The sequence below is a fragment of the Streptomyces monticola genome (assembly GCF_042665355.1).
GTDB lineage: Bacteria > Actinomycetota > Actinomycetes > Streptomycetales > Streptomycetaceae > Streptomyces > Streptomyces monticola.
Window position 1 is genome coordinate 364,468 of sequence record NZ_JBHTCF010000002.1, and the last position, 23,834, is coordinate 388,301.

Here is a 23,834-nt window from a genome sequence, read left to right on the forward strand (position 1 = left end):
AAGGGCGACGGGAACGCGGCGGCGGGCCCCGGCGGAACAGAGTCCGCCGGGGCCCGCCGCCCGGGTGTATACGGCCGGTTGCCGGTCCTAGTCCGTGCCGAACTCCATCGCGGCGCGGTCCAGCATCACGTCCTCTTCCGTGGCCTCGCCGCGCGAGGCGATGGCCTCGGCGCCGCCCTGGTCCATGGCGCCGATCAGACCGGTCGAGGCCGCCTGCGCGGCGCCGATCGTGGCCGGGTGGCCGGCCGCGCCGACCAGGCCGAGACCCACGTACTGCTCGAGCCGGGCCCGCGAGTCCGCGATGTCCAGGTTCCGCATCGTGAGCTGGCCGATCCGGTCCACCGGGCCGAACGCCGAGTCCTCGGTGCGCTCCATGGAGAGCTTGTCGGGGTGGTAACTGAACGCCGGGCCGGTGGTGTTGAGGACCGAGTAGTCCTCGCCGCGCCGCAGGCGCAGGGTGACCTCGCCGGTGACGGCGGCGCCGACCCAGCGCTGGAGCGACTCGCGGATCATCAGCGCCTGCGGGTCGAGCCAGCGGCCCTCGTACATGAGACGGCCGAGCCGCCGGCCCTCGTTGTGGTACTGGGCGACGGTGTCCTCGTTGTGGATCGCGTTGACGAGCCGCTCGTAGACGATGTGCAGCAGGGCCATGCCCGGGGCCTCGTAGATGCCGCGGCTCTTGGCCTCGATGATCCGGTTCTCGATCTGGTCGGACATGCCGAGACCGTGCCGGCCGCCGATGGCGTTGGCCTCCATGACCAGGTCGACGGGGGAGGCGAACTCCTTGCCGTTGATCGTCACGGGGCGGCCCTGCTCGAAGCCGATCGTGACGTCCTCGGTGTCGATCTCGACGGACGGGTCCCAGAACTTCACGCCCATGATCGGGTCGACGGTCTCGACGCCGGTGTCCAGGTGCTCCAGGGTCTTGGCCTCATGGGTGGCGCCCCAGATGTTGGCGTCCGTGGAGTAGGCCTTCTCGGCGGAGTCCCGGTAGGGCAGACCGTGCGCGAGCAGCCACTCGGACATCTCCTTGCGGCCGCCGAGTTCCGTCACGAAGTCGGCGTCGAGCCAGGGCTTGTAGATCCGCAGATGCGGGTTGGCGAGCAGGCCGTAGCGGTAGAACCGCTCGATGTCATTGCCCTTGAAGGTGGAGCCGTCGCCCCAGATCTGCACCCCGTCCTCCAGCATCGCCCGCACGAGCAGCGTGCCGGTGACGGCACGGCCGAGCGGCGTGGTGTTGAAGTACGCGCGCCCGCCGGACTTGATGTGGAACGCACCGCAGGCGAGCGCCGCGAGGCCCTCCTCGACCAGCGCCGCACGGCAGTCGACGAGACGGGTGATCTCGGCGCCGTACGCGGAGGCACGGCCGGGCACGGACGCGATGTCGGGCTCGTCGTACTGACCGATGTCGGCGGTGTACGTGCACGGGACGGCGCCCTTGTCGCGCATCCAGGCGACGGCGACGGAGGTGTCGAGTCCGCCGGAGAAGGCGATGCCGACGCGTTCGCCGGCGGGCAGGGAGGTGAGGACCTTGGACATGAGGAAAGTATGCATCACTGCGCATGAATATGCAATGTGGGGGGGCGGCTCTCGGTCCGTAAGCCGCATCGGATGCCCCGCTGTCCCGCTGCGGCGGTCCGGCGGTCCGGCGGTCCGGTGGTCCGGTGGTCCGGTGGTCCGGTGGTCCGGTGGCCGGTGCGGGTCGCCGCGTCGGTGGTGCCGCTCGTCGCGGATCCCTGGGCAGCCGTAGGCCCCACTCTCAACAACCAGCCGCTCCGGCATCACACATCGGCCAACTCCCCGTACACAAACCACCGAACTGACACATCTCGGTGGCATAGGCCATGCGGCAGGGCAGAAGACCACAGGAACCCCCCACTCCGGACAAGGGGCCCACCAAGGGACCCACCCCGGCACCACGCCAGGAGCACCCCATGTCCACACCCGGCCGAGAACCGGTTCCCGCCCGGTCCGCGCGCAGGCGCGTGATCGGCGCAGTCCGCCGCCTCTTCAAGACCCATAGGAGTCCCAGCGCGGGGATGGCCGAAGCCGTGTACGTCGCCCAGCTCGCCCGCGAGTTCCAGGAGCAGCAGGAAGCCGAGGCCCGCTGGAAGCGGCACGCCGACAGCTTCGCCGCCGAGGCCGCCACCGCGGACCGTGAGCGGGACGCCGCGTACCGCGAGCGCGCTCATCTTCTCGCCTGGCTCGCCGCTCTCCATCCGGACAGCGCGGTCATGACGCCCGCCACGGACGTGGACGCCGAGGGCTGGCATGTGTTGTTCCTGGTGGCCGGCGGATGGCAGATGTCGTGGCACATCGCGCCGCACGATCTGCCGCTGTTCCGGCACGTCGAGATCGTCGACGTGGCGGATCCGCGGGTGCAGTGGGACGGCCACAGCACGCGGCAGAAGTACTCGCGGGTCCGCCGGCACACGCGGCTCCTGGCGATCGAGGCCGAGGTGGCGGATGCATCCACTGCGGAGGCGCCCCGGTGACGTGACCGAAGACCTCGGCATCCTCGCGGAACACTGCGCCGAACTCGCTCTGCGCGTGCCGGCTGCTCGGCACCGCTCTCGTGCGCGAAGCGCTCCGCGGGAAGTCCGGTATGCCACCTGCGGGTGCGTCGTGGCTGGTCGCGCAGTTCCCCGCGCCCCTTCGGGGCGCACCGCACCGGACTTCCCGCAAGCCGCTCAGGAACCGGCAAAATTGCCGACCGTCGCGACCCCGGCCCCCGGTGAGCCGCCGTTCTCGCCCGTCGGCGCGAGTCCGCCGCCCGGGGCGCCGTCATTCTCGCCCTCGGGGGCCAGCCCTCCACCGGGTGCGCCCGTGTTCTCGCCCTTGGGCGTGGTTCCCCACTTCTCCACAGGCGGCGACTCCGCGCTCTCGACCATCGTCTCCGCGCCCTGCTCGACAGCGGGCGTGACCAGGTCATAGACGCCGTCGCCGTTGTCGTCGTAGGCGGGAGCGACGCCGCCTCCTGGACTGCCACCACTCTCGCCCATGGGAGCCAGGCCCCCTCCTGGCGAACCCTGGTTCTCGGCTGCGGCGAAGCCGCCACCGGGACCACCGCTCCCGGGTTCGTCCGCTGCCGCCGAACCGCCCGCGACCGCGACACCCGCCGTGGCCATGAGCGCGACGGCCACGGCTCGCCCAACCCTCTTCTTGATCGGCATGCTGCCCCCTGCACTCGCGTACTCGCGTACTCACGTCCGTAGTTGCCACGAGAGATGCTGGCCAGGGGGAGGCGGGCCCTCCATCTCTTTCGGGCGCAGCCGAAACTCGTTGGTCGAGCACGTTCCGTGGCCCCGCCGCATCAACCGATCGGACGACGGCGGCCTCGGCCGTTCCGCGCTCCCCGTGCATCCGCTACGGCGACGGCCCGCACCCCGGCGGCCGCCAGAATGGATCAACAGGGGGTGGATCACGCAGGGGCCGCACGGGCCGCAGCCTGTGACACGGCAGAAGTTGGGGAGAAGCGCATGAACGAGCACGACCGGGCCCTCCTGGGCGCCGCCGCCCGTGGCGACGCGGCGGCCGTGCGGGCCGCACTCGACGCGGGAGCGGGCATCGGAGCGCGCGACGAGCGTGGCCGCACCGCCCTGCTCATCGCCGCCGCGGACGACCACGTCGACGCGGCCGGTGTCCTGGTCGCCGCCGGTGCGGACCCGAACGCCCAGGACGAGCGCAACGACAGCGCCTGGCTGGTCACCGGAGTCACCGGCAGCGTCGCGATGATGCGCACGCTGCTCCCGGCTGGGCCCGACCTCACGGTGCGCAACCGCTTCGGCGGCATCGCCCTGATCCCGGCGGCCGAGCGCGGCCATGTCGCCTACGTACGCGCGCTGCTGCACGAGACCGACATCGACGTCGACCATGTCAACGACCTCGGCTGGACGGCCCTGTTGGAGGCGGTGATCCTCGGTGACGGCGGCCCGGCGCACGAAGAGATCATCGAGCTGCTGATCACGGCCGGAGCCTCACCCGCGCTGCCGGACGGCGACGGGGTCACGGCCCTCGAACACGCCGAGCGGCGTGGCTTCGGCCGGATCGCGGGTCTGCTGAGGGCCGTCCGGTGACGCGGCCGGTCCGCGGCGCGGCCCGCACCCCTGTCGCCCTGGCCGCCGCCGCCCTCGTGCTGCTCTCGGCCTGCGCCACCACCAACGGCCCGGCGGGCGACGGCGGTTCGGGCCGGGACGGGCATGGGGGCGGCGATGTCGCCCGCGTCGCCCCGGACGCGGAGCCCACCGGACGCACCCCCGACGGCACCCTCCTCGTCGCCGACTTCGGCTCCGACACCGTCACGTTCGTCGACCCGGACAAGGGCCCCGTGGACACCGTCGAGGTCGGCACCGCCCCCTACGGCCTGACGGTCGGCGCGGACGGCCGGGCCTGGGTCGCCACCGCCGAGGGCGTCGCCGTCGTCGACACCCGTACACGCGAGCGCCAGGACCTCGTTCCGTACGCCACCGACTCCGGCCCGGCGGACACCGGGGAGTACCGCGGCGGCGGCATGGGCATAGCGCTCGCGCCGGACGGCGGGCATGTCTACGTGGGTGTCAACGTGCCGGGCGAGAGAGGCGTGTTGGAGACCATCGACACCCGTACGCGCGAGGTGACGGACACGGCCGCCGTGGGCCGCCGCCCGTTCGACGTGGATGTCTCCCGCGACGGCCGCGAGGTCTACGCGACCGGGCATGACTCCTTCGACGTCACGGTCGTCCCCACGGACGGCGACGGCGAAGGACGCGGCACACCGCGCCGGTACGAGGTCGCCCCCTACGGCACCGAGGGCGGCCTCGGGTCCTGGCTCAAGCCGCACTACGCCGCCGTTCGCCCCGACGACGGCAAGCTGCTGCTGCCCTTCGAAGGCGAGCGCCTGGTGGTCCTCGATCCGCGTACGGGCGAGTCGGCCATCGAGCGGATGACCGCGAACACCCACCAGCACGGCGCCACCATCACCGCCGAGGGCACTCTCTTCGCCGTCGGCACCGGTCCCATCGACCCGTCGGCCGACAAGGGCCCGTCCCTCACGGTGCGCGACAAGGACGGCGAGGAGCGGGTGATCCCGCTGGACGGACCGCACGAGGACGTCGCCGTCACACCGGACGGACGGACCGCCTATGTCACCGGCGGCTTCACCCGCGACGGGTACTGGAACGGCATCACGGTCGTCGACGTCGAGACCGGCAAGACCTCCCGGCTGGCCGCCGGAGAACGACCCCTGGGCATCGCCGTACTGCACAAGTGACGGAGAGGTCCGGTTGTCCTAAGGGCGCATGGGGCGCATGGGGCTCATGGGGTGCAAGGGTCCAAGGAGTTCACGACTAGGGGCGGAACTCGTGGCCGAGGCCGTTGCGGGTGATGGACTCGTCGATGGCCTTGCTGAAGGCCGTGAACCCCAGGCTGCCGTCGGCGGCGTGGAGCGCGGCGCGCAGGCCGAGGAGGGCGAAGAGGCTCGCGTTGTCGCACCAGGTCACCTGAGTGAAGTCGAGCCGCAGATGGCGCCGGCCTTCGTGAATCCGGCTGATGGCCACGGCGCAGAGCGTGTCGACGGTGTGCACGTCGAGCTCACCGCTGAGGGCGAGGGTGAGGGCCCCCTCACCGCCGTCGGCCACCGGTACGACGGTGAGCCGTGGGTCGGCCGGAAGCCGGGCCTGTGGCCGGTCCATGCGCGTTGCCTTGGTCTGCGTGAGCTTTAGGCCGACTCTCGTTTCGGCGGCGGCGCGAGAGCAAGCCCTTTCACGTGAGGACGTCGTGCGGATCGTGTGCGCTGACCGGGCGCATTCGAGGGGCAGCAAGCCCGCCCCGGAGCGTGGTGCCGCAGAGCCGTGGGGGCGCGCCGGTAGTTGTGTGACCAGCAGCCGACGACGTACACGAGATCGGAGATCCGATGGGCAGGAACCCCGGCCGGGCTCAACACATGCTGGTGGCTGGTCTGTTGGCCGCCGCGCTGGCCACGGCGGCCCCGGGCGGGGCCGGGCAGGCAGCGGCCGACTCCCCTCACGACGGCGGAGCACACGGCTCGGACCATGACGCGGGACCCGACGCGCTGCACGGCTCGGGCCATGGTTCGGGCCACGACGCAGGACCCGACGGGCTCCACGGCTCGGGCCACGACGGCGGCGAGGGCGCGGAGCCCGGCAGGGTCGGCGCCGTGGATGACGCCTTCGCCGTCACGGTGCGCCGCGTCCCCTCCGAGCAGAGTGCCGGCACCGGCGGGAGCAAGGGCGTCTCCTACGAGGTGACGGTGCGCAATCGCACCGACCGCGCCTACCCGGACGCCGAGATCGTGCAGATGCTCCCCAGCGAGGCCAAGCCCTCGGACTCACAGCCCCTGGCCCACGTGGAGCAGGACTGGATGATGTGGGGCGCGAGCCTCGACGGGTACGGCCGTACGACGGTGCGCTCGACCCTCGCGGCGGCCGACGCCAGTGAGCGCGGCGGCGCCGGCGAGGAGTTCCGGTGGGACCCCGTGGTGTGCGTACGGGCCGACCAGGACGCCGGGTTCAGCGGCTGCGGCGGCGTTGCACGCGAGGCGGACAGATCCGCCGCCGAGCAGGGGGCCGCCGGGCCCGCCGCGAACCGTGGCGGCGCGAGCAGCGACGGCAAGCCGGTGACGGGCGACGCGGGGAGCAAGGCCGCCCCGGCCGCGGCGTCGGCGGAGTCCGACGGCCCACGGCAGGCACTCATGGCCCTCGTCGCGCTGGGCGGGGGCCTGCTCGTCACGCTGTGGTGGCGTATCCGGCGCAGCAAGCGCCGTACCGGCGACGTGGGGTGAGACCCGGTGGGCGCCGGCCGAGGCGGAGGCCTTGGGCCTAGGCCGTCACCATCGAGTCGTCCGTGGGCCGCGCGCCGGGCAGCTGGTGGCTGGCCGCGACCACGGCGGCGTCGACATCGCTGGTGCCGGTGGCCACGCAGAGGCTGTAGGCGACGTCTTCGTATTCCTGCCGCCCGCCGGGGCCGCCCTGGTCCGCGCCAAGGAGCGCGAGGGCCTTGTAGCGCTCCACCAGATCCTCGAGCACGACGGGGTGTGCCAGCAGCACGGGAAAGCCTCCTTCGGCGGGGTTTCCGCATCGGTTTCCGGATCGGTTTCCGGATCGTTCGGCGAGCGATCGGCAGTGCCGTCGCTCAGGGGCCGGGTGCCCGGCCCATCGCCCTTCCATGCGTTCCGGAATGCGTTCCGGGTCACCGCCGAACGGTCCACCGGAAGGTTTCAGACCGGCCTCACACGCAACGTGTACAACATGGCTGATTTCGGATACACGATGATGACCGAGCAGGCCGGCCCGCGTGAGCTCGTACAGCACGTGGTGCAGGCCGAAGAGGCGGGCTTTGACTTCTCCGTCACCTCCGACCACTACTTCCCGTGGCTGAGCGAGCAGGGGCACTCCCCGTACGCCTGGAGCGTTCTCGGAGCCGCGGCGCAGGCCACCTCGCGCATCCCGCTGATGACGTACGTGACCTGCCCGACCACCCGCTATCACCCCGCGGTCGTCGCGCAGAAGGCCGCGACGATGCAGCTCCTTTCGCAGGGGCGCTTCCGGCTCGGCCTCGGGTCGGGGGAGAACCTCAACGAGCATGTGGTGGGCGTCGGCTGGCCCGCGGCGCATATCCGCCTCGGCATGCTGGAAGAGGCCGTCGAGATCATCCGGGCGCTCTTCGACGGCGGCAACGTCAACCACCACGGCACGTACTTCGACGTGGAGAACGCGGAGCTGTGGGACCTGCCGGAGAAGACCCCGCCCCTCGGGATCGCCGTGTCGGGCGAGCACTCCTGCCGGCTCGCGGGACGCCTCGGCGACCTGGTCATCGCCACCGAGCCCAAGACGGAACTCGTGGACGCCTTCGACCGTCACGGCGGCTCGGGCAAGCCGCGCGTGGGCCAGCTGCCGGTCTGCTTCGACACGGACCGTGAGGCGGCGGTGGCCCGGGCGCACGAGCAGTTCCGCTGGTCGGTCGGCGGCTGGCCGGTCAACGCCGAGCTGCCGGGGCCTGCCGCCTTCGACGCCGCGACGCAGTACGTACGGCGCGAGGACATCGCCGAGGCGATCCCGTGTGGCGACGACGTCGACACCTTCGTGGACGCCGTACGCCCCTATGTGGAGGCGGGGTTCACGGAGATCGCCCTCGTGCAGGTCGGCGGCGACCACCAGGAGCCGTTCATGAAGTGGGCGCAGCAGGAGCTGCTGCCGGCGCTGCGGGAACTGTGACGCACCCGTGCGACGCGCCGCTGCGGCGACGCGTCGCGCGGGCCCGGCCCGGCGCACCGGACCTCGGGTCGTACTAGACCCAGAGCCCCAGCAGGTACGGATAGGCCTCAAGGACGCTGCTCGGCCCCTGGACGACCTTCTCCCAGGTGAAGACGGTGAACTCGTCGCCCTTGGTGGCGAAGAAGTGCACCTCGTCACCGATGACGGCGGACGTCACGGAGTCCGGTTCCTGGAACTCGCCCGGCAGGAAGTCGAGACTGACGGGCTCGACGAACGGCGTGTGGCCGGTGCCGAGCGGCAGCCGGCCCTCGATCGTCAGCATCCCGGAACGGGTGAACACCAGATAGCGCGAGTCGTCGTGCGCGGCCGGCACCACGGCGATCAGGTTCGACAGCTCCTCGCCCTTGACGATCTCCGGCGGGAACAGCTCGTCCCAGGGGTGCGGGTGGCCGCTGCGCCGGTCGGAGAACTCGATATAGCGCTCGTGGCCGACACCGATGTAGTCGTGGTGGCTGCGCCGCGGTGCCGCCATGACGAACTGGAAGCCGTCGCGGAACTCCTCGGGCAGATGCGGGAAGCGCCGCATGATCCGCTGCGGCCCGGCCTCGACGCGGTGGCGCTGCGAGAACCGGATGAACTCGCCGCCGCGGAAACCGGAGAAGCGCACGAACGGCGTGTGGTCGATGCCCGGCACCAGGCGCGAGACGGTGCCGAAGACGCCGCCGACGGTTTCGAGGGTGGCTTTGACGCCGGTGGAAAGGGCGGTGAGGAGGTTGCCGGTCGGTTCGACGGCGGTGCCGACCAGGGCGTCGAACGCCGTGTCCATCCCGCGGGGCTCCACCGGTTCCAGCTGCCACAGCTGGTAGCCGCGGCTGTCCCCCTGGGACTCCGGCCACTGGTCGACCGGGGCGCCCGAGGTGTCCTTGTCGTCACGGATGTGCAGCCGCAGATCGCTGTGGAGATTGACGATCTGGAAGAGGCCGCGGCCGGTGTCCGAGAGCCGCCATGTCTGGCCCTTGTAGGCCGGGCTGTTCTCCTCAAGCTGCGCCTGCTCGATCGCCGCCCCGCGCTCCGTGCTGAGCCGCCGGACCTGCAGATAGCGTCCGCTGAGCTGATTCTCCAGGCGGAACGTGTCATGGCCCGCGGGGCCGGGCTCCACGCGCCAGGCCTGGCAGGAACGCCCCGGCCAGTCGCGCAGCACCTCCTGGACGATGTCCGCGGACGCCTGTTTGCTCGCGCCCTTGGCGGTGAGGTAATGCCCGCTCTTCTGATTCTTGATGAGGTACGTACCATGCGCGGTGACACTCATGGGTTCCTCCCCATTGGGAACGCCGCAGTTCCCGTTTCACCCTAGGAGGACGCGCGGGGTCCGTTACGCGCAGACTCGGCCAAACCGGACCGGGCGCCACCGCCGCGTCTCGAACTGGGCCCTTGCGCACGCCCGTTGCCGGGGACGGCGCTGGTCCGCCCACTGGCGGCGGGAGCGCGCCGCGGGCGCCGTGTCCGAGAGCGTCCGGTTGTCCGCCCGTTCCACGCCGCCACGGCGGGTGCACACTCAGGTTTCGGCGACCACCCGCACCGTGGTGAGCGTGGTGTCGGCGGTGTCCGGCACGTTCATCCCGGCCGCGAGGCCTGTGCGCAGACAGCGCAGGACCGGTTCGTTGAGGCGCTCGCCGGGAAGGACCGCCGGGATGCCCGGGGGGTACGGCGTCATCATCTCCGCGGTGATACGCCCGGCGGCCTCCGCGACCGGTACGTCCTCGGTGGCGCCGAAGAAGGCGTCGCGGGGCAGGCAGCTCTGCTCAGGCGCAGCTCCGCGGGCGTGGGCACGTCCACCCGCGGTGCCGGCCTCAACTGCGGGGCGGCAGTGGCGAGATCGCGCAACGCCGCGAGCAGTGCGCCGGTGGTCTCCCGGTCGTCGGCGTGGGTGATCTGCGCGCTGATCCTGCGGTGGTCCGCCAGATGCGTGTCGATGCCGCGGCGCTCGTGCAGCCGGTCCGCGGCGCGGTAGCCCGTCGTACCCAGGCCGCTGACGTCGACGACCACCGGCAGCGGGTCGAAGGCGTCCGCGAGCCCCGGGCCGCAGAAGTCGGCGCGGTCGTTGACGTGCAGGCCGTCGATCCGCTCGATGGCGGCACGCACCTCCGTGGCCAACTCCAGGGCACCCGACATGAGTTCATATCAGTGCAGGGCCATCTGGCGGCGCCAGCCGTCGAGTCCGGCGTAGATCGGCGTGGACGGGCTGGTGGTGTCCAGGAGGGCGGCGCGCGCCTGCAGAGCCCGGGGGTCGATCAGCTCGCCCTGGACATGGAAGACGGAACCCTGCTCCAGGCCGCTGCCCATCTTGTGGATGCTCGTCACACAGACATCGGCACCGGCGTCCATGGCCCAGGAGGGCAGTTCGGGGTGGAAGGGCAGATGCGCGCCCCACGCCTCGTCGACGATCAGAGCGCGGCCGTTGCGGTGGCAGACCTCCGCGATGCCGCGCAGATCGGCGCTGCCGCCGTACGGCGTCGGGCTGGTGACGAGTGCTCCCTTGGCGTCCGGGTGCGCGGCGAAGGCCTCTTCGAAGTCCGCGGCCGAGGGCGGGTGGGCGAGGCCGCGCCGCGCGTCCCAGCGCGGGTCGGCCCAGACCGGCTCGATGCCGGACAGGATCAGTCCCGACACGACGGACTTGTGCGCGTCCCGCCCGATCAGCAGCTGCTCGTGCGGTCCCGCCACGGTCAGCATGGCGGCCTTGACGGACAAGGAGCTGCCGCAGGTGGAGAAGAAGGTGTGCTCGGCGTGCACGGCGTCCGCCATCAGCTCCTCGGCCCGCACCAGGACCTTGCTGCGCATCCGGCGGTCGTCGAGGCCGCCCGAGGCGAGCAGGTCACCGTGGAAGACCGCGTCGCCCAGGATCTCGCGGACCTCGGGGTCGGCGCCGCGGGCCTGCTTGTGTCCCGGCGGGGTGAAGGCCAGCTGTCCGTCCTTGCGGTAGCGGGCGAGAGCTTCCAGGACGGGGGCTCGGTTGTGGTCCAAGGCATGGGCGAGGAGTTCCCCTCCTGTGCCGAAGGCAACCAGGACGCTCCGTCGCCGAAGGGGCTGTCGGCCAGGCGGGACAGCAGGTCGCAGGGGTCCGCGAAGACGGCGTCCGCACCGGCCTCCGCCAGGTCGGCCCGGGGGATGCCGCCCGAGAGAAGGGTGACAGGGCGGACACCGGCGCGGGCCGCGGCCTTCATGTCCCACACGCTGTCGCCCACGAAGACGGCCCGCTCGGCCGGGACCCCGGCCAGTTCGAGCGCGTGCTCGACCGGCTCCGGATCGGGCTTGCCCTCGGACACGTCGTCGGCGCTCGCCGTCTCGTGGATGACGTCGTCGGCGTCGATCGCCCGGCGCAGGGCCGTCAGTTCGGGCCCGCCGGTGGAGGTGACCAGGACGATCCGCCAGTCGTCCGCCGCCAGGGCGCGAAGGAGGTCGCCGGCCCGCGGGAAGGCCATGAGCCGGTCGAAGTACTGGCCGTACAGCGCCTTGTGCGCGGCGCTGATCGTGTCGTCCTGGCCGCGGTCACGGTCCGCCGAGCAGCTGCTCGATGAGGTCCTCCGACGGGAGCCCCACGGCCCGGTGGATCGCGGGCATCGCGACCGTGTGTTCCGCCTGCCGGAACGCCTCCCACCAGGAGACGACATGCAGATGGTTGGTGTCGGCGAGCGTGCCGTCCACGTCGAAGAGCGCCGCGCGTGCCATGCCCTGCTGCTGCCTTCTGCCGTACGTCCGTACCGGCCGGGTCCGCGAAAGGGCCGTACCCTCACGGTCCCTTCCTGGCTACTGGCGGCAGGGCGCACGCGCCACCGCAGACCGCCCATCGGTCGCTCACGCGGCGCACGCGGCTCGCCCGGCGGCCGCGGGGGAAGTCACCGTCCGAGGGCGCTCTGAAGCTGCTGCTTCGTCATGGAGGAACGCCCCTTCACGTTGCGCTTCCTGGCCTCCGCGTACAGCTGGTCCTTGGTCGGTCCCTGTGCCCCGGAGTGCGAGCGCTCGCCGCCCCGCTGGGGGGCCGACTTCGGGTCCTGCGTGGATGTCCTGCTCGCCCGGCGCGCTTCACCCGTGCGGGCGCGCTGCTTGTTCACGGTGCGGGCGGCGATCTCCTCGGCGCGACGGGTCGACTCGCCGCGCTCCTGCGCGCCTTCCTTGACGTGCTCGTACTGCCGCTCGCGCTTCTTGTTCGATCCTGCGGGCATGGTGGCTGCACCTTTCTCCGCCGTTCCGCTCTCCGCCGGCTGCGGGGCGGGGAGTCTTCCGCGTGCCCCCCACCTGCCCCTTCAAACCGCGAGGTCCCGCTCGGGGCCCGGCACGCGAGCGGGTCTTCTCACCTCGGCAGGCGCACCGGCACCACCCGGCTGCGGATCCGGAACCTGCCGGTGCGGCCCCCGTCCGCGGGCCGCAGCACGATCCCCACGGGCCCGGTGAAGACATAGCCCCGCTTGTTCGCGTGCCGGCGGACCTCGGCGGCCAGATACCGCGGCAGATACCCGCCGGTCGCCGTGAGCTGACGGTGGCTGAGCGAGGGCAGGTCGACGAGGAACGCGTTCGGGGCGACGGAGTGCTCCGTGGCGGCCCCGGCGCGGACACGGGCGTCGCACTCCCTGCACAGGCCGGCGACGATCTCGGCCTGCTGGCGCGACCGGGGCGCCAGCAGGCTCCACAGGGCGGCGCCCCCACGCCGTACCGCCGCTCGAAGATCGGTGATCATTCTCATCGAGCGACCTTGCCCGCTCCGGACCCGGGCACACTCGCCCGGACGAGTGGCACCGCCGCGCCCCAGGCCACTGTCCGTGCCGCAGCACCGTCCGTACGGCATCACCGGCCGGGCGGCACCGCTCCCGCGGCGAAGCAGGCGCGGCAGACACCGCCGTCCCAGTCGGTGGCCACCTCTAGGAGGCTGCTGCCGTCGGCCGAAGGGAGCAGGCTGGAGCTGTAGTTGGGGCAGTGGTCCACGACCGTCGACTCCACCGCCACCGGGGCCGGGATCTCCCGCCATGGCCCGGCGCCGCCCGCGCTGTTGACCCATACGGTGCGGCCGCTGCCCTCGGCGCGGCTGTCGTCGCGGTTGTGCAGGACCTGCCCGATCAGGAACAGCCGGCCCTTGGGATTGCCCGCCTCGGGCGCCCAGGCGAGATTGGGGGCGTGCTTGAAGTACTTGCCGTCGGCGGTCTCGGGCCGGTAGCCGAGGTGCGCGGGATCCCCCCAGTTCCAGCCGTCGGACGAGGTGCGGTAGTGCACCACGCACACGTACTGGCCCGCGGCCGCGCAGATCTCGTACGACATGAAGTAGGTGCCGTCGCCGAGCTTGCGGACCACCGCCATGCCGGGCCGGTCGGAGGCGGGATTGCTGGCGATCGTGTCGTGGTGCCCGGTCCAGGTGCGGCCGTCCGTGGTGCGCGCGGCCACTAGCTTCTGGCTGTGGCCGGGGTCGGTCTCGTCGGAGTAGTGGGCGACGAGCGCGCCGGACGCGTCGACGGAGAACTCCGGCTCCCACAGGCCACGGTCGTTCGGTGCGGTGGCGATGGTGGACAGATAACTCCAGGTGCGGCCCACGTCCGTGCTCTTGAAGACGCGCAGGGCCATCCGCCGGTTCGCCTCGTCCTGCCCGACGGACGCCGCCCACAGCAGCGTTCCGGCGGGCAAGTCGCCTATCTGGCGCGGCAGTTCGTACAGCGTCGCGCAGCACAGGCCCTGGCCGCCGGCGGCGTCGGGGTCACGGACCGTGCCCACTTCGCGCAAGCTGCGCCCGTCGTCGGTGCTCTCGTGGACGGCGCCGATCCCGTCGTTGCCGGAGAACGTGACGACGGAGGCGAGGACGCGACCCTCGGCGCCCGGGGTGTGGGCGAGGCGGACGGCCCTCGGGTACAGGGCGGTGCCGTCGCGCAGCGGGGTGCCGGTGGCGGCGTCCGCATCCGGGGTGAGCGCGGTGAGCAGGGCCGCGAGGAGAGCGAGCAGCGTGAGCAGCGGGACGAGGAGGGCGGTCGGGCGGAGCAGACGTGCGGGTGCGCGGGTCGGTGCCGACATCGGACGCTCCAGGGGTGAGGGGGGGGACGGTCTCGTAGGGAATGGGGTCGGTGGGCAGGTGGGGGCTATACGGCGGGGGCGAGGCGGATCACGTTCCAGGACACCGGCGGCAGCTGCGCCTCCAGGGTCCCTTCGGCGGTGACGCTTGTGCCCCGTGCCCGGCGCGGTACGACACGGTCGGGCTCGGCCTCGGTGTTCACGGCGTCGTGGTCGTCGTCGGACAGGACGAGATGTTCGACGAGGCGGTATCCCGCCGCGCCACCGCGCAGCGCCGCCGCCAGATGCAGGGGCCGCGACTGGTCCCGGTTGACGGCGAGCACGGTCAGGGCCCCGCTGTCCTCGTCGTAGGTCACCACGGAGTCGAGTGCGGACACCTCGCCGTGGCGGGCGGTCTCGATGCGGGGCCCGGAGCTCTCGGTGCGCAGCACCCGGCCGTGGGCGTGGCGGGCGGCCTGGGCGAAGGGGTGGAAGGTGGTCTGGCGCCAGCTGGCGCCGCCCGGTTCGGTGCGGATCGGCGCGATGACGTTGACGAGCTGGGCGAGACAGGCGACGGCGACCCGGTCGGCGTGCCGCAGGAGCGTGATGAGCAGGGAGCCGACGACGACCGCGTCGGTGACGCTGTAGGTGTCCTCGATGAGACGCGGGGTCTCGGCGGTGGCGAGGTTGCGCTCGCCGGGGAAGCGCGCCGCGTACCAGACGTTCCACTCGTCGAAGGAGAGCTTGATGTGCTTCTTGGCGCGGCGCACGGCGCGCACATGGTGGGCGGTGGCGACGACATCGGAGATGTACTGGTCCATGTGGGCGCCGGAGGCGAGGAAGCTGGCGCGGTCGCCGTCGAATTCCTCGTAATAGGCGTGCAGGGAGAGGTAGTCGACCTCGTCGTAGGTCTGCTCGAGGACTTCGCCTTCCCAGGTGCCGAAGGTCGCCATGCCGGCGTTGGAGCTGCCGCAGGCGACGAGTTCGATGGCCGGATCGACCTGGCGCATGGCCTTGCCCGCCTCGGCGGCGAGGCGTCCGTACTCGGTGGCGGACTTGTGCCCGGTCTGCCAGGGTCCGTCCATCTCGTTGCCGAGGCACCACAGCTTGACGTCGTGCGGCCGGCGCACCCCGTGTTTGATGCGCAGGTCCGACCAGGCGGTGCCCTCGGGGTGGTTGCAGTACTCGACCAGGGCGCGGGCGGCGTCGATGCCGCGGGTGCCGAGGTTCACGGCCATCATCGGCTCCAGGCCCAACTGCCGGGCCCAGGTGAGGAATTCATTGGTGCCGACCTGGTTGGTCTCGATCGAGCGCCAGGCCAGGTCGAGGCGGCGCGGGCGGTCGGCGGCGGGACCCACGCCGTCCTCCCAGTGGTAGCCGGAGACGAAGTTGCCGCCGGGGTAGCGCACCAGGCCTGTGCCGAGTTCCCGGACCAGGTCGGCGACGTCGCCGCGGAAACCGGCGGGGTCCGCGGTGGGGTGCCCGGGGTCGTGGATGCCGGTGTAGACACAGCGCCCCATGTGCTCCACGAAGGTTCCGTACAGACGCGGGTCCACGTCGCCGACGGCGAACTCGGGGTCGATGACGAACCGTGCGGTGTGCGGCATGTGCGGGGGCCCTTCTCGGAGGGCGACAGGGTGCGGGCGTACTGACGGGTGGCGTGAACTGCCGTACGGGAACGGCTACTTGAGGCCGGTGCCGGCGATGCCTTCGACGATGCGGCGCTGGAAGAGCAGGAAGACCGCGAGCAGCGGCAGCGCTGCGAGCACGGCGGAGGCCATCAGCTGTGCGTAGGGGACGCCGAAGACGTCCTGGACGGAGTTCAGTCCGACGGGCAGGGTCATCATCTCCGGGTCGGTGACGACCAGGAGGGGCCACAGGAAGTTGTTCCAGACCCCCACGAACACAAAGATCGTCACCGCGGAGATCACGGGCCGGGAGACCGGCATCACGATCTGTGCGTACGTCCGCAGCCAGCCGGCGCCGTCCGCGCGGGCCGCGTCGATGAGCTCGCGAGGGATGCCGTCGAAGAACTACTTGAAGACGAACACCGCGACCACATTGGGCACTTGGGGCAGGACCACACCCCAGTACGTGTTGAGCAGGCCGGCCGACTGCAGCGCGAGGAACTGCGGGATCATCAGGACCTGCCCGGGGATCATGAGCCCGGCCAGCAGCAGCACGAACGCGGCGCGGCGCAGCCGGAAGCGCGCCTGGGACAGGGCGAACGCCGCGAGCGAGGCGGTGAGCACCGTGAGCGCGGTGGTGAGGGTGGCGGTGATGAAGCTGTTGGCGTACCAGTAGGGCAGTTTGCCCGCGTCGAATATCTCGCCGTAGGCGGCGAGGGTGGGGGCGACCCGGAGGCCCCGCACGGCAGGATCACCGCGGGGTACGAACTGGTGGTGCGGGAGAGCAGCGGGGGCTGATGCGGGGGAGCGGCAGGGCCTGTGCGGGACAGCGCAGGGGCTGATGCGGGAAGAGAGCAGCAGGGGCTGCGAGGAGATCAGGCTCGATCACGCCCGGTGACCTCACCGGCACCGGCGGCGGGGTACACGCGGAGAGGACCGCCGCGCCGCACCGGGTCGACGGGCTCGATATCCTGCGTATTGACTGAAAATGCAGTCAGAGGCCTCGCGGCGTCGCGCGACGCGTGCGTGCCGGGGCCTGGGAGTACGAGTGAAGGTGAAGCGAGCCGAGATGGCCGACCGGCAAGTGTCGATCCTGGAAGCGGCGGTGCGGGTCATCGCCCGCGACGGGGTGCGCGGTCTGCGGGTGGAGAAGCTCGCGGCCGAGGCGGGGGTCTCCACGGCGCTGATCTACTACCACTTCAAGGACCGGGCCGGTCTGGTCGGGCGCACGCTGCAGTTCGTCAGCGACCGGGCGGGCTCCTATACGGACGCCGATGCCGTCGCAACGCCCGACGACCCGCGCCGCGAGCTCGAACAGCGGCTGCTCCTCGAACTCCAGGACAGCGACGAGGTGCGGGAGAACAGCATCGCCTGGGGCGAGTTGCGGGCCAGCGCCGTCTTCGACGCCGCCCTCAGAGAGGACCTCGGCGAGGCGACGACGGTCTGGTGCAGGGAGATCGCCGACCTCGTACGGGCGGCGCAGGCCGCAGGGACCGCACGTCATGACGCCGATCCGGACGCGGTCGCCGAGCGACTGACCGCACTGGTGGAAGGCCTCAGCGAGCGCTGGCACAGCGGCTCCCTGGAGCGGGGGCGCGCCCGCGCGCTGCTGCAGGGGGCGATCGACGCGGAGCTCGGCCCCGGGCGCTGACCGGAAACCACAGGAAGGCCGGACACCACAGGAAGGCCGGACACCGCAGGAAGGCCGGACGGTGTGCCGGGCGGGGTTACGACGTCGCGGGGACCGTGCCCTGGATCTCGCGCAGGAAAGTCGCGTTGTCCGGTGTGCGGCGGAGCTTGTCGAGCAGCACTTCAAGGGAGGCCTGGCCGCCGCCGCGGGAGTCCAGTGCCCGCCGCAGTCCGCGCGTGGCGCTCAACTCGGCGGCAGGGAACAGCAGTTCCTCGCGGCGCGTACCGGAAGAGGTGATGTCGATGGCCGGGAAGATCCGCTTGTCGGAGAGCGACCGGTCGAGGCGGAGCTCCATGTTTCCGGTGCTCTTGAGCTCTTCGAAGAAGTAGTCGTCGGCGCGGGACCCGGTCTCCACCAGAGCCGTCGCGAGAATGGTCAGGGAGCCGGCCTCCTCGGTGTTCCGCGCGGCCCCGAAGAACCGCTTGGGTCCGCTGAGCGCGGCGGAGTCGACGCCCCCGGAGAGCGTGCGGCCCCCGGAACCGGCGGCGTTGTTGTGCGCCCGGCACAGCCGCGTCAGCGAATCGAGCAGGATGACGACGTCCTGACCCTGCTCGACCAGGCGCTTCGCGCGTTCTACGGCGAGTTCCGCGAGCGCGATGTGTTCCTTGACGGGCCGGTCGAAGGTCGAGGCGAACACCTCGCCCCGTACCGAGCGCACCATGTCGGTGACTTCCTCGGGCCGTTCGTCGAGGAGCACCACCATCAGATGGCACTCGGGGTGGTTGGCGGCGACGGCTGCCGCGATCTGCTGCAGCAGCACCGTCTTGCCGGTCTTCGGCGGCGCGACGATCAGGCCGCGCTGGCCCTTGCCGACCGGGGCGACGAGATCGACGATCCGTGTCGTCAGCGGGCCCGCCGGGTGTTCGAGGCGCAGCCGCTGCTGTGGATGGAGCGGGGTGAGATCACCGAAGTGCGGCCGTCCGCGGAGCGCTTGCGCCGGGCGGCCGTTGACCTGCTCGATGCGGTCGAGAACGCGCGGCTTCGCCCCGACGCCCTCGACGAAGTCGCCCTTGCGCAGCCGGTGTTGGCGGATCAGCGCGGCGGAGACCTGTACGTCCTTGGATCCGGCCAGGCAGCCCTGCACACGCAGGTAGCCGGGTCCCTTCGGGGGCAGGTCCAGGATCCCGGCGAGAGCGTGCGACGAGGCCTGCCGCTGCGCGGGTACGGAATTCGCGGTGCCGGTGTCGGTGGCGGTGGCTGTGGCTGTGGCCGTGTCGGTGGCTGTGGCCGTGTCAGTGGCGGTGTCGGCGGTGGTGGTGGTGATGGTGGATTCGGTGGTTGCGGGGTGTTCAAGTGTGGTGGTCATGATGAGGAGTCCTTTCGGAAACATGCGCAGGTAGGGGCATGTGGCATGCGCACAGAAGGCATGCGGATGGTGTGCTGCGGCGCTCGGCGCGGGCGGTGACATCACGCCCGGGCAAGAGGGCCCGCAGCCGGACACTTGGGAAGCCGGGAAGCCGGGAAGCCGGGAAGCCGGGAAGCCGGGAAGCCGGGAAGCCGGGAAGCCGGGAAGCCGGGAAGCCGGGAAGCCGGGAAGCCGGGAAGCAGAGGGTGCCGGGGAATCGAGTAGTGCTGGATCTGATCGCCGGTCGTCAGAGAGACGGAAGAAGAGGGCGCATCAGCGATACCGCGTCAGCGGTACAGGGTGCAGAGGGAAAGAAGATGATTCCGGCACCGGCGCCTGCGAAGAGGCGTACACAAGTGCTAACCGCAATGTAGCACACCGCCTGCAGGTGCCCCAGGGCCCGCCGCTGACGCCGGAGTGCGGTGCAGCTGGCGCGCAGCGGCGGACGGGGCCCTACACCTTGCCGATGCCCAGGGTCGTCTCCCGCGGCAGAAGACCCGAGCCGATCACCGTGACCCATGGTGTGCCGAGCAGGCCGGAGAGCCGTTCGGTGTCCTCGGCGCCGAGGGCCTCCCACGGTCCCGCCGCGAGTTCGTCGGTGCGCCGCTCCTGTTCCTGGCGCAGTGCCCGGCCCGCCTCGGTCGCCGTGCCGTCCGCCGCCAGGAGGCCGCGCGCGCCGAGACGTGCGCGGGCCGCCGCCCACTGCTCGGGGCTCCACCGGCGGCTGTTGAACGTCTGCTCCGGCGCGGCGCCGATCGCGGCGAAGGAGACCAGCGCCTCCACGCCGTCGAGCCCTGACGTCACCAGCGTGGCCAGATGGCCGTCGCCGCGGTGCTCGCGCAGGATCGTCGCGGCCTGCCACAGCTGTACGTGCGGCAGTTCGGACCAGGGCAGGGACTGGTTGGCCGCAGCCAGCGGGTGGCCCGCCGTATCCGCCGACTCCGCTGCGCGCCGGGCGAGTTGGGCCGCCTCGGCGAACTCGCCCCCGTGCACCGAGTCGCCGAAGAGGGAGCGGTAGGCCCGGTCGACGGCACGCTCGCGGGCGGCGAGGACCTCTGCGGGCGAGGCGATGTCCCAGGCGGCCGCCATGTACTCGGTGACCATCCGCGGGCTGAAGCTGTAGAACGTGGCCGCGACCAGCGCCGGGCTCGCGGGTCCCAGGGGGGCGGCACGGAAGGGGACGTAGCTGGGCCAGCGCTCCCGCGTTCCGTACCCCAGCTTTCCGGCCTCCTCGAAACTCTCCGGCGCGTAGTAGAGGACGGCATGCAGGGGCTCAAGGAGGTGCCACATCTGCCTGGCCTTGCTCGGTTCCACGGTCATGTCGGACTCCTCGTCCTGGGTCGCCTGCCACCAATCTTTACAGTGGCTAGATTGCGCGTCGTGCCGCGAACTTGTCAATGACTAGATTCTGCGTACGCTGGGCCCCATGAACGCAGCGCGCAGCTATCACCACGGGGACCTGCGGAAAGCGGTGATCGCGGCCGCCCTTGACGTCATCGCCGAGAGCGGTCCCGGCGCCCTGAGCATGCGCGATCTGGCGCGGCGTGCCGGCGTCTCGCACGCCGCGCCCGCCCATCACTTCAAGGACCGCGCCGGACTGCTCACCGCCATCGCGGCCGAAGGGTACGACCTGCTCGCGGCGTCGCTCGCCGAGTCCGCGGAGATCCGCGAGATGGGCGTGGGCTACGTCCGTTTCGCCGAGCGGCACGCGGCCCATTTCCAGGTGATGTTCCGCCCGGACCTGGTGCACGCCGACGACCCCGACCTGGTGCGGGCCCGCTCCCGTGCGGGCGAGCGGCTGCGGCAGGGGGTGGCCGGCCTTTCGGAGCCGGGCCGCGGCGACGACGCCCGGCTCGCGGGTGTCGCGGCCTGGTCACTGGCCCACGGCTTCGCCACCCTGCTGCTCAGCGGCTCACTCGCGGGGCCGGTCGGGGACCGTGATCCGGCCGAGGCCTTCCGGGCCGTGGCGGCGCTGCTGTTCGGCACGGATTCCGAGCCGCCTCACTGATCTCCGCTGCGGCCACCCCTCTCAAGTTCGACAAGCGGCCGTCGTTCCGCGGCGGACGGCGCGGCCGCGGTGCCACCCGTTCGGTCCCGGCGGTGTGCGGGGCGCGGCGCGCAAGAGGTGAATGGAACTGCCATGGCAGGGCCGGTTCGGTGAGCGAGGGAGCGCGCGTGTACTACAGCAACGGGAACTACGAGGCGTTCGCGCGGCCCCGCAAGCCGGCCGGAGCCGACCGGAAGACCGCCTGGTTCGTGGGAGCCGGGCTCGCCTCGCTCGCCGGTGCCGCCTTCCTCGTACGCGACGCGCAGGTCCCCGGCGAACGCATCACGATCCTGGAGCGCCTGAAGCTGCCCGGGGGAGCGCTCGACGGGATCAAGGAGCCGAAGAAGGGCTTCGTCATCCGGGGCGGCCGTGAGCTCGAGGACCACATGGAGTGCCTGTGGGACCTGTTCCGCTCGGTTCCGTCCCTCGAGGTCGAGGGGGCGTCGGTCCTCGACGAGTTCTACTGGCTGAACAAGGACGACCCGAACTCCTCACTGCAGCGCGTCACCGAACGCCAGGGCCAGGACGCGGGCACCGACGGGCTCTTCGCCCTGAACGACCGTGCGCAGAAGGATCTCGTGAAGATCTTCCTCGCCTCCCGCGGGGAGTTGGAGGGCAAGCGCATCAACGAGGTCTTCGGCCGGGACTTCCTGATGAGCAACTTCTGGCTGTACTGGCGCACCATGTTCGCCTTCGAGGAATGGCACAGCGCGCTGGAGATGAAGCTGTATCTGCACCGCTTCGTCCATCACGTCGGCGGGCTGCCGGATCTGTCGGCGCTGAAGTTCACCAAGTACAACCAGTACGAGTCCATGGTGCTGCCCCTGACGCGCTGGCTGATGGACCAGGGCGTGACCTTCCGCTTCGGCACCGAGGTCACCGACATCGACTTCGACCTCGCGCCCGGACGCAAACTGGCGACCCGTATCCACTGGACCGCCGACGGCCAGGACGGCGGTGTCGACCTGGGCGAGGACGATCTGGTCTGCGCGACGATCGGCTCGCTCACCGAGAACTCCGACAACGGGGACCATCACACCGCGGCGCGTCTGGACGAAGGGCCCGCGCCTGCCTGGGACTTGTGGCGGCGCATCGCCGCCAAGGACCCGTCCTTCGGACGCCCCGAGGTGTTCTGCGGGAACATCCAGGAGAGCAAGTGGGAGTCGGCGACGGTCACCACCCTGGACCCCCGCATCCCGCGCCACATCCAGAAGATCGCCAAGCGGGACCCCTTCAGCGGGAAGGTCGTCACCGGAGGCATCGTCACCGCCAGGGACTCCTCCTGGCTGATGAGCTGGACGGTCAACCGGCAGCCGCACTTCAAGCAGCAGCCGCCGGACCAGATCGTCGTCTGGCTCTACTCCCTCTTCGTCGACCGGCCCGGCGACTACGTGCGCAAGCCGATGCAGGAGTGCACCGGCGCGGAGATCACCCAGGAGTGGCTCTACCACCTCGGTGTTCCCGTGGACGAGATCCCCGAACTCGCGGAGACCGGCGCCCGGTGCGTCCCGGTGATGATGCCGTACGTCACGGCGTTCTTCGCGCCCCGGCGAGCGGGCGACCGCCCCGATGTGGTGCCCGAGGGCGCCGTCAACTTCGCCTTCATCGGCCAGTTCGCCGAAACCACCCGGGACACGATCTTCACCACCGAGTACTCCGTGCGCACGGGAATGGAGGCCGCCTACCGGCTTCTGGACGTCGAACGCGGTGTGCCCGAGGTCTTCAACTCCACCTACGACGTACGGGCGTTGCTGGCCGCCACCAGCCGACTGCGCGACGGTGCCGAACTGACCCTCCCGGGCCCCGAGTTCGTACGCAAGCGCCTGCTGCACCGCCTTGAGTCCACGCAAATCGGAGCGCTCCTGGAGGAGTTCGATCTGCTCAAGGATGATGGCCTGAAGGGCGACGGCCTCAAGGGCGACGGCTCCGGGTGAGGCGCCCTGCCGTGTGACCGGGCTGCAGCTCGCCCCGTGGCGAATGTCTCCAGGAAGTCGCTGGTCACCCCGCCTCGCGCAGGGCGAGAATCACGAGTCCGTGGGACGCAGCGAGGAAGGCAGGACGCCGTGAGTGATCTCCTGGAGATGTCGGTGGAGCAGGGCACCGCCACCCTGACCCTGAACGATCCCGGCCGGCGCAATGTCATCTCCGGCGCGCTCGTGGACCGTATCGTCGATGCCTTCGACCACTTGGAGGCCGAATCCGATGTGACCGCTGTGGTCATCACCGGAGCGGGCAAGGCCTTTTGTGCCGGGGCCGATCTGGCGGACCTCCTGGCCGCCGCGGGCGACGACGCCTCCGGAGTGCGGCGGGTCTACGACGGGTTCCTGCGGGTGGCGCGCTCGCCGCTGCCGACCATCGCCGCGGTCAACGGGCCCGCGGTCGGGGCCGGTCTGAATCTCGCGCTGGCCTGTGATGTACGTCTGGCCGCGGCCTCGGCCTGGTTCGACACCCGCTTCTTGAAGATCGGGCTGCATCCCGGGGGCGGGCACACCTGGATGCTGGAGCGCCTGGTCGGGCCGCAGAGGGCCGCCGCCATGGTGCTGTTCGGCGAGCGGCTCGACGGGGCGGCGGCGGCCGCCGCGGGCCTGGCGTTGCGCTGCGTACCCGACGAGGAGCTGCTGCCCGCCGCGCACGCCCTGGCGGCGGGTGTGCACGGCGTGGAGCCCGAACTCGTGCGCCGCACCAAGCAGACCCTGCGCACCGCGGGCGACGGACGCGGTCACGAGGACGTCCTGCGGGAGGAGACCCGTGAACAGATGTGGTCCTTCACCCTGCCGAGCACCCGCGAGCGCCTCCTCGCCTTCCAGCGCCGGATCAGTGGCTGACGGGTCGGGCGCACAGGTCACGGGGACCAGGTCAGGGGATCAGCTCAGTTGATCAGCTCAGGGGA

The 23,834-nt window shown here is 71.4% G+C and carries 22 protein-coding genes and 2 pseudogenes; 9 read left to right on the plus strand and 15 right to left on the minus strand.

Annotation, left to right across the window (positions count from 1 at the left end):
- Positions 1 to 87: 87 nt before the first annotated feature.
- Entirely contained in the window at positions 88 to 1,539 is a 1,452-nt protein-coding gene (gene argG / locus ACFQVC_RS07090; RefSeq protein ID WP_381827710.1) for an argininosuccinate synthase, read from the minus strand.
- 500 nt (positions 1,540 to 2,039) lie between these two features.
- Between argG and ACFQVC_RS07095 the strand changes: the two genes are divergently transcribed.
- The gene (locus ACFQVC_RS07095) at positions 2,040 to 2,495 is read left to right on the plus strand and encodes a hypothetical protein (protein ID WP_381827713.1); all 456 of its coding nucleotides are present in this window, start codon (positions 2,040 to 2,042) and stop codon (positions 2,493 to 2,495) included.
- Positions 2,496 to 2,690: 195 nt separating this feature from the next.
- Here the strand turns inward: ACFQVC_RS07095 and ACFQVC_RS07100 are convergent, their stop codons facing one another.
- Positions 2,691 to 3,173, minus strand: a complete 483-nt coding sequence (locus ACFQVC_RS07100) for a hypothetical protein (RefSeq protein WP_381827715.1) — start codon at positions 3,171 to 3,173, stop codon at positions 2,691 to 2,693.
- Between the two features lie 306 nt (positions 3,174 to 3,479).
- Between ACFQVC_RS07100 and ACFQVC_RS07105 the strand changes: the two genes are divergently transcribed.
- Together ACFQVC_RS07105 and ACFQVC_RS07110 are read left to right on the plus strand one after the other, a co-directional pair.
- Positions 3,480 to 4,076, plus strand: a complete 597-nt coding sequence (locus tag ACFQVC_RS07105) for an ankyrin repeat domain-containing protein (RefSeq protein WP_381827717.1) — start codon at positions 3,480 to 3,482, stop codon at positions 4,074 to 4,076.
- The gene (locus ACFQVC_RS07110; RefSeq protein ID WP_381827719.1) at positions 4,073 to 5,248 is read left to right on the plus strand and encodes a YncE family protein; all 1,176 of its coding nucleotides are present in this window, start codon (positions 4,073 to 4,075) and stop codon (positions 5,246 to 5,248) included. Before ACFQVC_RS07105 ends, ACFQVC_RS07110 begins: the two co-directional genes overlap by 4 nt.
- A gap of 76 nt (positions 5,249 to 5,324) precedes the next feature.
- On the opposite strand, the gene ACFQVC_RS07115 is transcribed toward ACFQVC_RS07110, so the two are convergent.
- On the minus strand, positions 5,325 to 5,669 hold the full coding sequence (locus ACFQVC_RS07115; RefSeq protein WP_381827721.1) for an STAS domain-containing protein: 345 nt from the start codon (positions 5,667 to 5,669) through the stop codon (positions 5,325 to 5,327).
- A 257-nt stretch (positions 5,670 to 5,926) separates the two neighbouring features.
- Here ACFQVC_RS07115 and ACFQVC_RS07120 point away from each other — a divergent pair, with 257 nt between their 5' ends.
- Positions 5,927 to 6,778, plus strand: a complete 852-nt coding sequence (locus ACFQVC_RS07120) for a hypothetical protein (RefSeq protein WP_381827724.1) — start codon at positions 5,927 to 5,929, stop codon at positions 6,776 to 6,778.
- A 37-nt stretch (positions 6,779 to 6,815) separates the two neighbouring features.
- Here ACFQVC_RS07120 and ACFQVC_RS07125 read toward each other — a convergent pair whose 3' ends face one another.
- Complete coding sequence (locus tag ACFQVC_RS07125; RefSeq protein WP_381827727.1) at positions 6,816 to 7,043, minus strand: DUF5133 domain-containing protein; 228 nt, start codon at positions 7,041 to 7,043, stop codon at positions 6,816 to 6,818.
- Positions 7,044 to 7,244: 201 nt separating this feature from the next.
- Here ACFQVC_RS07125 and ACFQVC_RS07130 point away from each other — a divergent pair, with 201 nt between their 5' ends.
- Complete coding sequence (locus ACFQVC_RS07130; protein WP_381827730.1) at positions 7,245 to 8,210, plus strand: LLM class F420-dependent oxidoreductase; 966 nt, start codon at positions 7,245 to 7,247, stop codon at positions 8,208 to 8,210.
- Between the two features lie 73 nt (positions 8,211 to 8,283).
- Here the strand turns inward: ACFQVC_RS07130 and ACFQVC_RS07135 are convergent, their stop codons facing one another.
- The 9 genes and pseudogenes from ACFQVC_RS07135 to ACFQVC_RS07175 all read right to left on the minus strand — a co-directional run bounded on the left by ACFQVC_RS07135 (position 8,284) and on the right by ACFQVC_RS07175 (position 16,606).
- A complete protein-coding gene (locus ACFQVC_RS07135) occupies positions 8,284 to 9,519 on the minus strand; it encodes an RICIN domain-containing protein (RefSeq protein WP_381827733.1) in 1,236 nt (411 codons plus the stop codon).
- A gap of 246 nt (positions 9,520 to 9,765) precedes the next feature.
- Positions 9,766 to 11,231, minus strand: a pseudogene (locus ACFQVC_RS07140) (aminotransferase class I/II-fold pyridoxal phosphate-dependent enzyme).
- A 56-nt stretch (positions 11,232 to 11,287) separates the two neighbouring features.
- Positions 11,288 to 11,936 (minus strand): annotated as a pseudogene (locus ACFQVC_RS07145) (HAD family hydrolase); the annotation flags it as partial.
- 167 nt (positions 11,937 to 12,103) lie between these two features.
- Positions 12,104 to 12,430, minus strand: coding sequence for a plasmid stabilization protein (locus tag ACFQVC_RS07150; RefSeq protein ID WP_381827735.1), 327 nt, complete (start codon positions 12,428 to 12,430; stop codon positions 12,104 to 12,106).
- 128 nt (positions 12,431 to 12,558) lie between these two features.
- The gene (locus ACFQVC_RS07155) at positions 12,559 to 12,948 is read right to left on the minus strand and encodes an FhaA domain-containing protein (RefSeq protein WP_381827737.1); all 390 of its coding nucleotides are present in this window, start codon (positions 12,946 to 12,948) and stop codon (positions 12,559 to 12,561) included.
- 101 nt (positions 12,949 to 13,049) lie between these two features.
- Complete coding sequence (locus ACFQVC_RS07160; protein WP_381827739.1) at positions 13,050 to 14,258, minus strand: exo-alpha-sialidase; 1,209 nt, start codon at positions 14,256 to 14,258, stop codon at positions 13,050 to 13,052.
- A 65-nt stretch (positions 14,259 to 14,323) separates the two neighbouring features.
- Positions 14,324 to 15,841, minus strand: a complete 1,518-nt coding sequence (gene arfA / locus ACFQVC_RS07165) for an arabinosylfuranosidase ArfA (protein ID WP_381827741.1) — start codon at positions 15,839 to 15,841, stop codon at positions 14,324 to 14,326.
- Between the two features lie 75 nt (positions 15,842 to 15,916).
- The gene (locus ACFQVC_RS07170; RefSeq protein WP_381828291.1) at positions 15,917 to 16,255 is read right to left on the minus strand and encodes a carbohydrate ABC transporter permease; all 339 of its coding nucleotides are present in this window, start codon (positions 16,253 to 16,255) and stop codon (positions 15,917 to 15,919) included.
- A 12-nt stretch (positions 16,256 to 16,267) separates the two neighbouring features.
- Positions 16,268 to 16,606, minus strand: coding sequence for an ABC transporter permease family protein (locus ACFQVC_RS07175; RefSeq protein ID WP_381827743.1), 339 nt, complete (start codon positions 16,604 to 16,606; stop codon positions 16,268 to 16,270).
- 325 nt (positions 16,607 to 16,931) lie between these two features.
- Here ACFQVC_RS07175 and ACFQVC_RS07180 point away from each other — a divergent pair, with 325 nt between their 5' ends.
- Positions 16,932 to 17,513: a TetR/AcrR family transcriptional regulator gene (locus ACFQVC_RS07180; RefSeq protein WP_381827745.1), complete on the plus strand. Its 582-nt coding sequence runs from the start codon at positions 16,932 to 16,934 to the stop codon at positions 17,511 to 17,513.
- A 76-nt stretch (positions 17,514 to 17,589) separates the two neighbouring features.
- Here the strand turns inward: ACFQVC_RS07180 and rho are convergent, their stop codons facing one another.
- Together rho and ACFQVC_RS07190 are read right to left on the minus strand one after the other, a co-directional pair.
- Positions 17,590 to 18,858 carry a transcription termination factor Rho gene (rho, locus tag ACFQVC_RS07185; protein ID WP_381827747.1) on the minus strand — a complete coding sequence of 423 codons (1,269 nt, stop codon included), beginning with the start codon at positions 18,856 to 18,858 and terminating at the stop codon, positions 17,590 to 17,592.
- A gap of 492 nt (positions 18,859 to 19,350) precedes the next feature.
- Positions 19,351 to 20,217 carry an SCO6745 family protein gene (locus tag ACFQVC_RS07190; protein ID WP_381827749.1) on the minus strand — a complete coding sequence of 289 codons (867 nt, stop codon included), beginning with the start codon at positions 20,215 to 20,217 and terminating at the stop codon, positions 19,351 to 19,353.
- A 106-nt stretch (positions 20,218 to 20,323) separates the two neighbouring features.
- Here ACFQVC_RS07190 and ACFQVC_RS07195 point away from each other — a divergent pair, with 106 nt between their 5' ends.
- From ACFQVC_RS07195 to ACFQVC_RS07205, 3 genes are all read left to right on the plus strand, one after another.
- Positions 20,324 to 20,905: a TetR/AcrR family transcriptional regulator gene (locus ACFQVC_RS07195; RefSeq protein WP_381827751.1), complete on the plus strand. Its 582-nt coding sequence runs from the start codon at positions 20,324 to 20,326 to the stop codon at positions 20,903 to 20,905.
- A gap of 167 nt (positions 20,906 to 21,072) precedes the next feature.
- Positions 21,073 to 22,878, plus strand: coding sequence for an oleate hydratase (locus ACFQVC_RS07200; protein ID WP_381827753.1), 1,806 nt, complete (start codon positions 21,073 to 21,075; stop codon positions 22,876 to 22,878).
- Positions 22,879 to 23,007: 129 nt separating this feature from the next.
- A complete protein-coding gene (locus ACFQVC_RS07205) occupies positions 23,008 to 23,769 on the plus strand; it encodes an enoyl-CoA hydratase (protein WP_381827755.1) in 762 nt (253 codons plus the stop codon).
- The last annotated feature ends 65 nt before the right edge of the window (positions 23,770 to 23,834 follow it).

Coding starts and splice junctions, on each gene's coding strand:
- argG (WP_381827710.1), bottom strand. CDS start 1,539: ATGTCCAAGGTCCTCACCTCCCTGCCCGCCGGCGAACGCGTCGGCATC.
- ACFQVC_RS07095 (WP_381827713.1), top strand. CDS start 2,040: ATGGCCGAAGCCGTGTACGTCGCCCAGCTCGCCCGCGAGTTCCAGGAG.
- ACFQVC_RS07100 (WP_381827715.1), bottom strand. CDS start 3,173: ATGCCGATCAAGAAGAGGGTTGGGCGAGCCGTGGCCGTCGCGCTCATG.
- ACFQVC_RS07105 (WP_381827717.1), top strand. CDS start 3,480: ATGAACGAGCACGACCGGGCCCTCCTGGGCGCCGCCGCCCGTGGCGAC.
- ACFQVC_RS07115 (WP_381827721.1), bottom strand. CDS start 5,669: ATGGACCGGCCACAGGCCCGGCTTCCGGCCGACCCACGGCTCACCGTC.
- ACFQVC_RS07130 (WP_381827730.1), top strand. CDS start 7,245: ATGGCTGATTTCGGATACACGATGATGACCGAGCAGGCCGGCCCGCGT.
- ACFQVC_RS07135 (WP_381827733.1), bottom strand. CDS start 9,519: ATGAGTGTCACCGCGCATGGTACGTACCTCATCAAGAATCAGAAGAGC.
- ACFQVC_RS07150 (WP_381827735.1), bottom strand. CDS start 12,430: ATGCCCGCAGGATCGAACAAGAAGCGCGAGCGGCAGTACGAGCACGTC.
- ACFQVC_RS07155 (WP_381827737.1), bottom strand. CDS start 12,948: ATGAGAATGATCACCGATCTTCGAGCGGCGGTACGGCGTGGGGGCGCC.
- ACFQVC_RS07160 (WP_381827739.1), bottom strand. CDS start 14,258: ATGTCGGCACCGACCCGCGCACCCGCACGTCTGCTCCGCCCGACCGCC.
- arfA (WP_381827741.1), bottom strand. CDS start 15,841: ATGCCGCACACCGCACGGTTCGTCATCGACCCCGAGTTCGCCGTCGGC.
- ACFQVC_RS07180 (WP_381827745.1), top strand. CDS start 16,932: ATGGCCGACCGGCAAGTGTCGATCCTGGAAGCGGCGGTGCGGGTCATC.
- rho (WP_381827747.1), bottom strand. CDS start 18,858: ATGACCACCACACTTGAACACCCCGCAACCACCGAATCCACCATCACC.
- ACFQVC_RS07190 (WP_381827749.1), bottom strand. CDS start 20,217: ATGACCGTGGAACCGAGCAAGGCCAGGCAGATGTGGCACCTCCTTGAG.
- ACFQVC_RS07195 (WP_381827751.1), top strand. CDS start 20,324: ATGAACGCAGCGCGCAGCTATCACCACGGGGACCTGCGGAAAGCGGTG.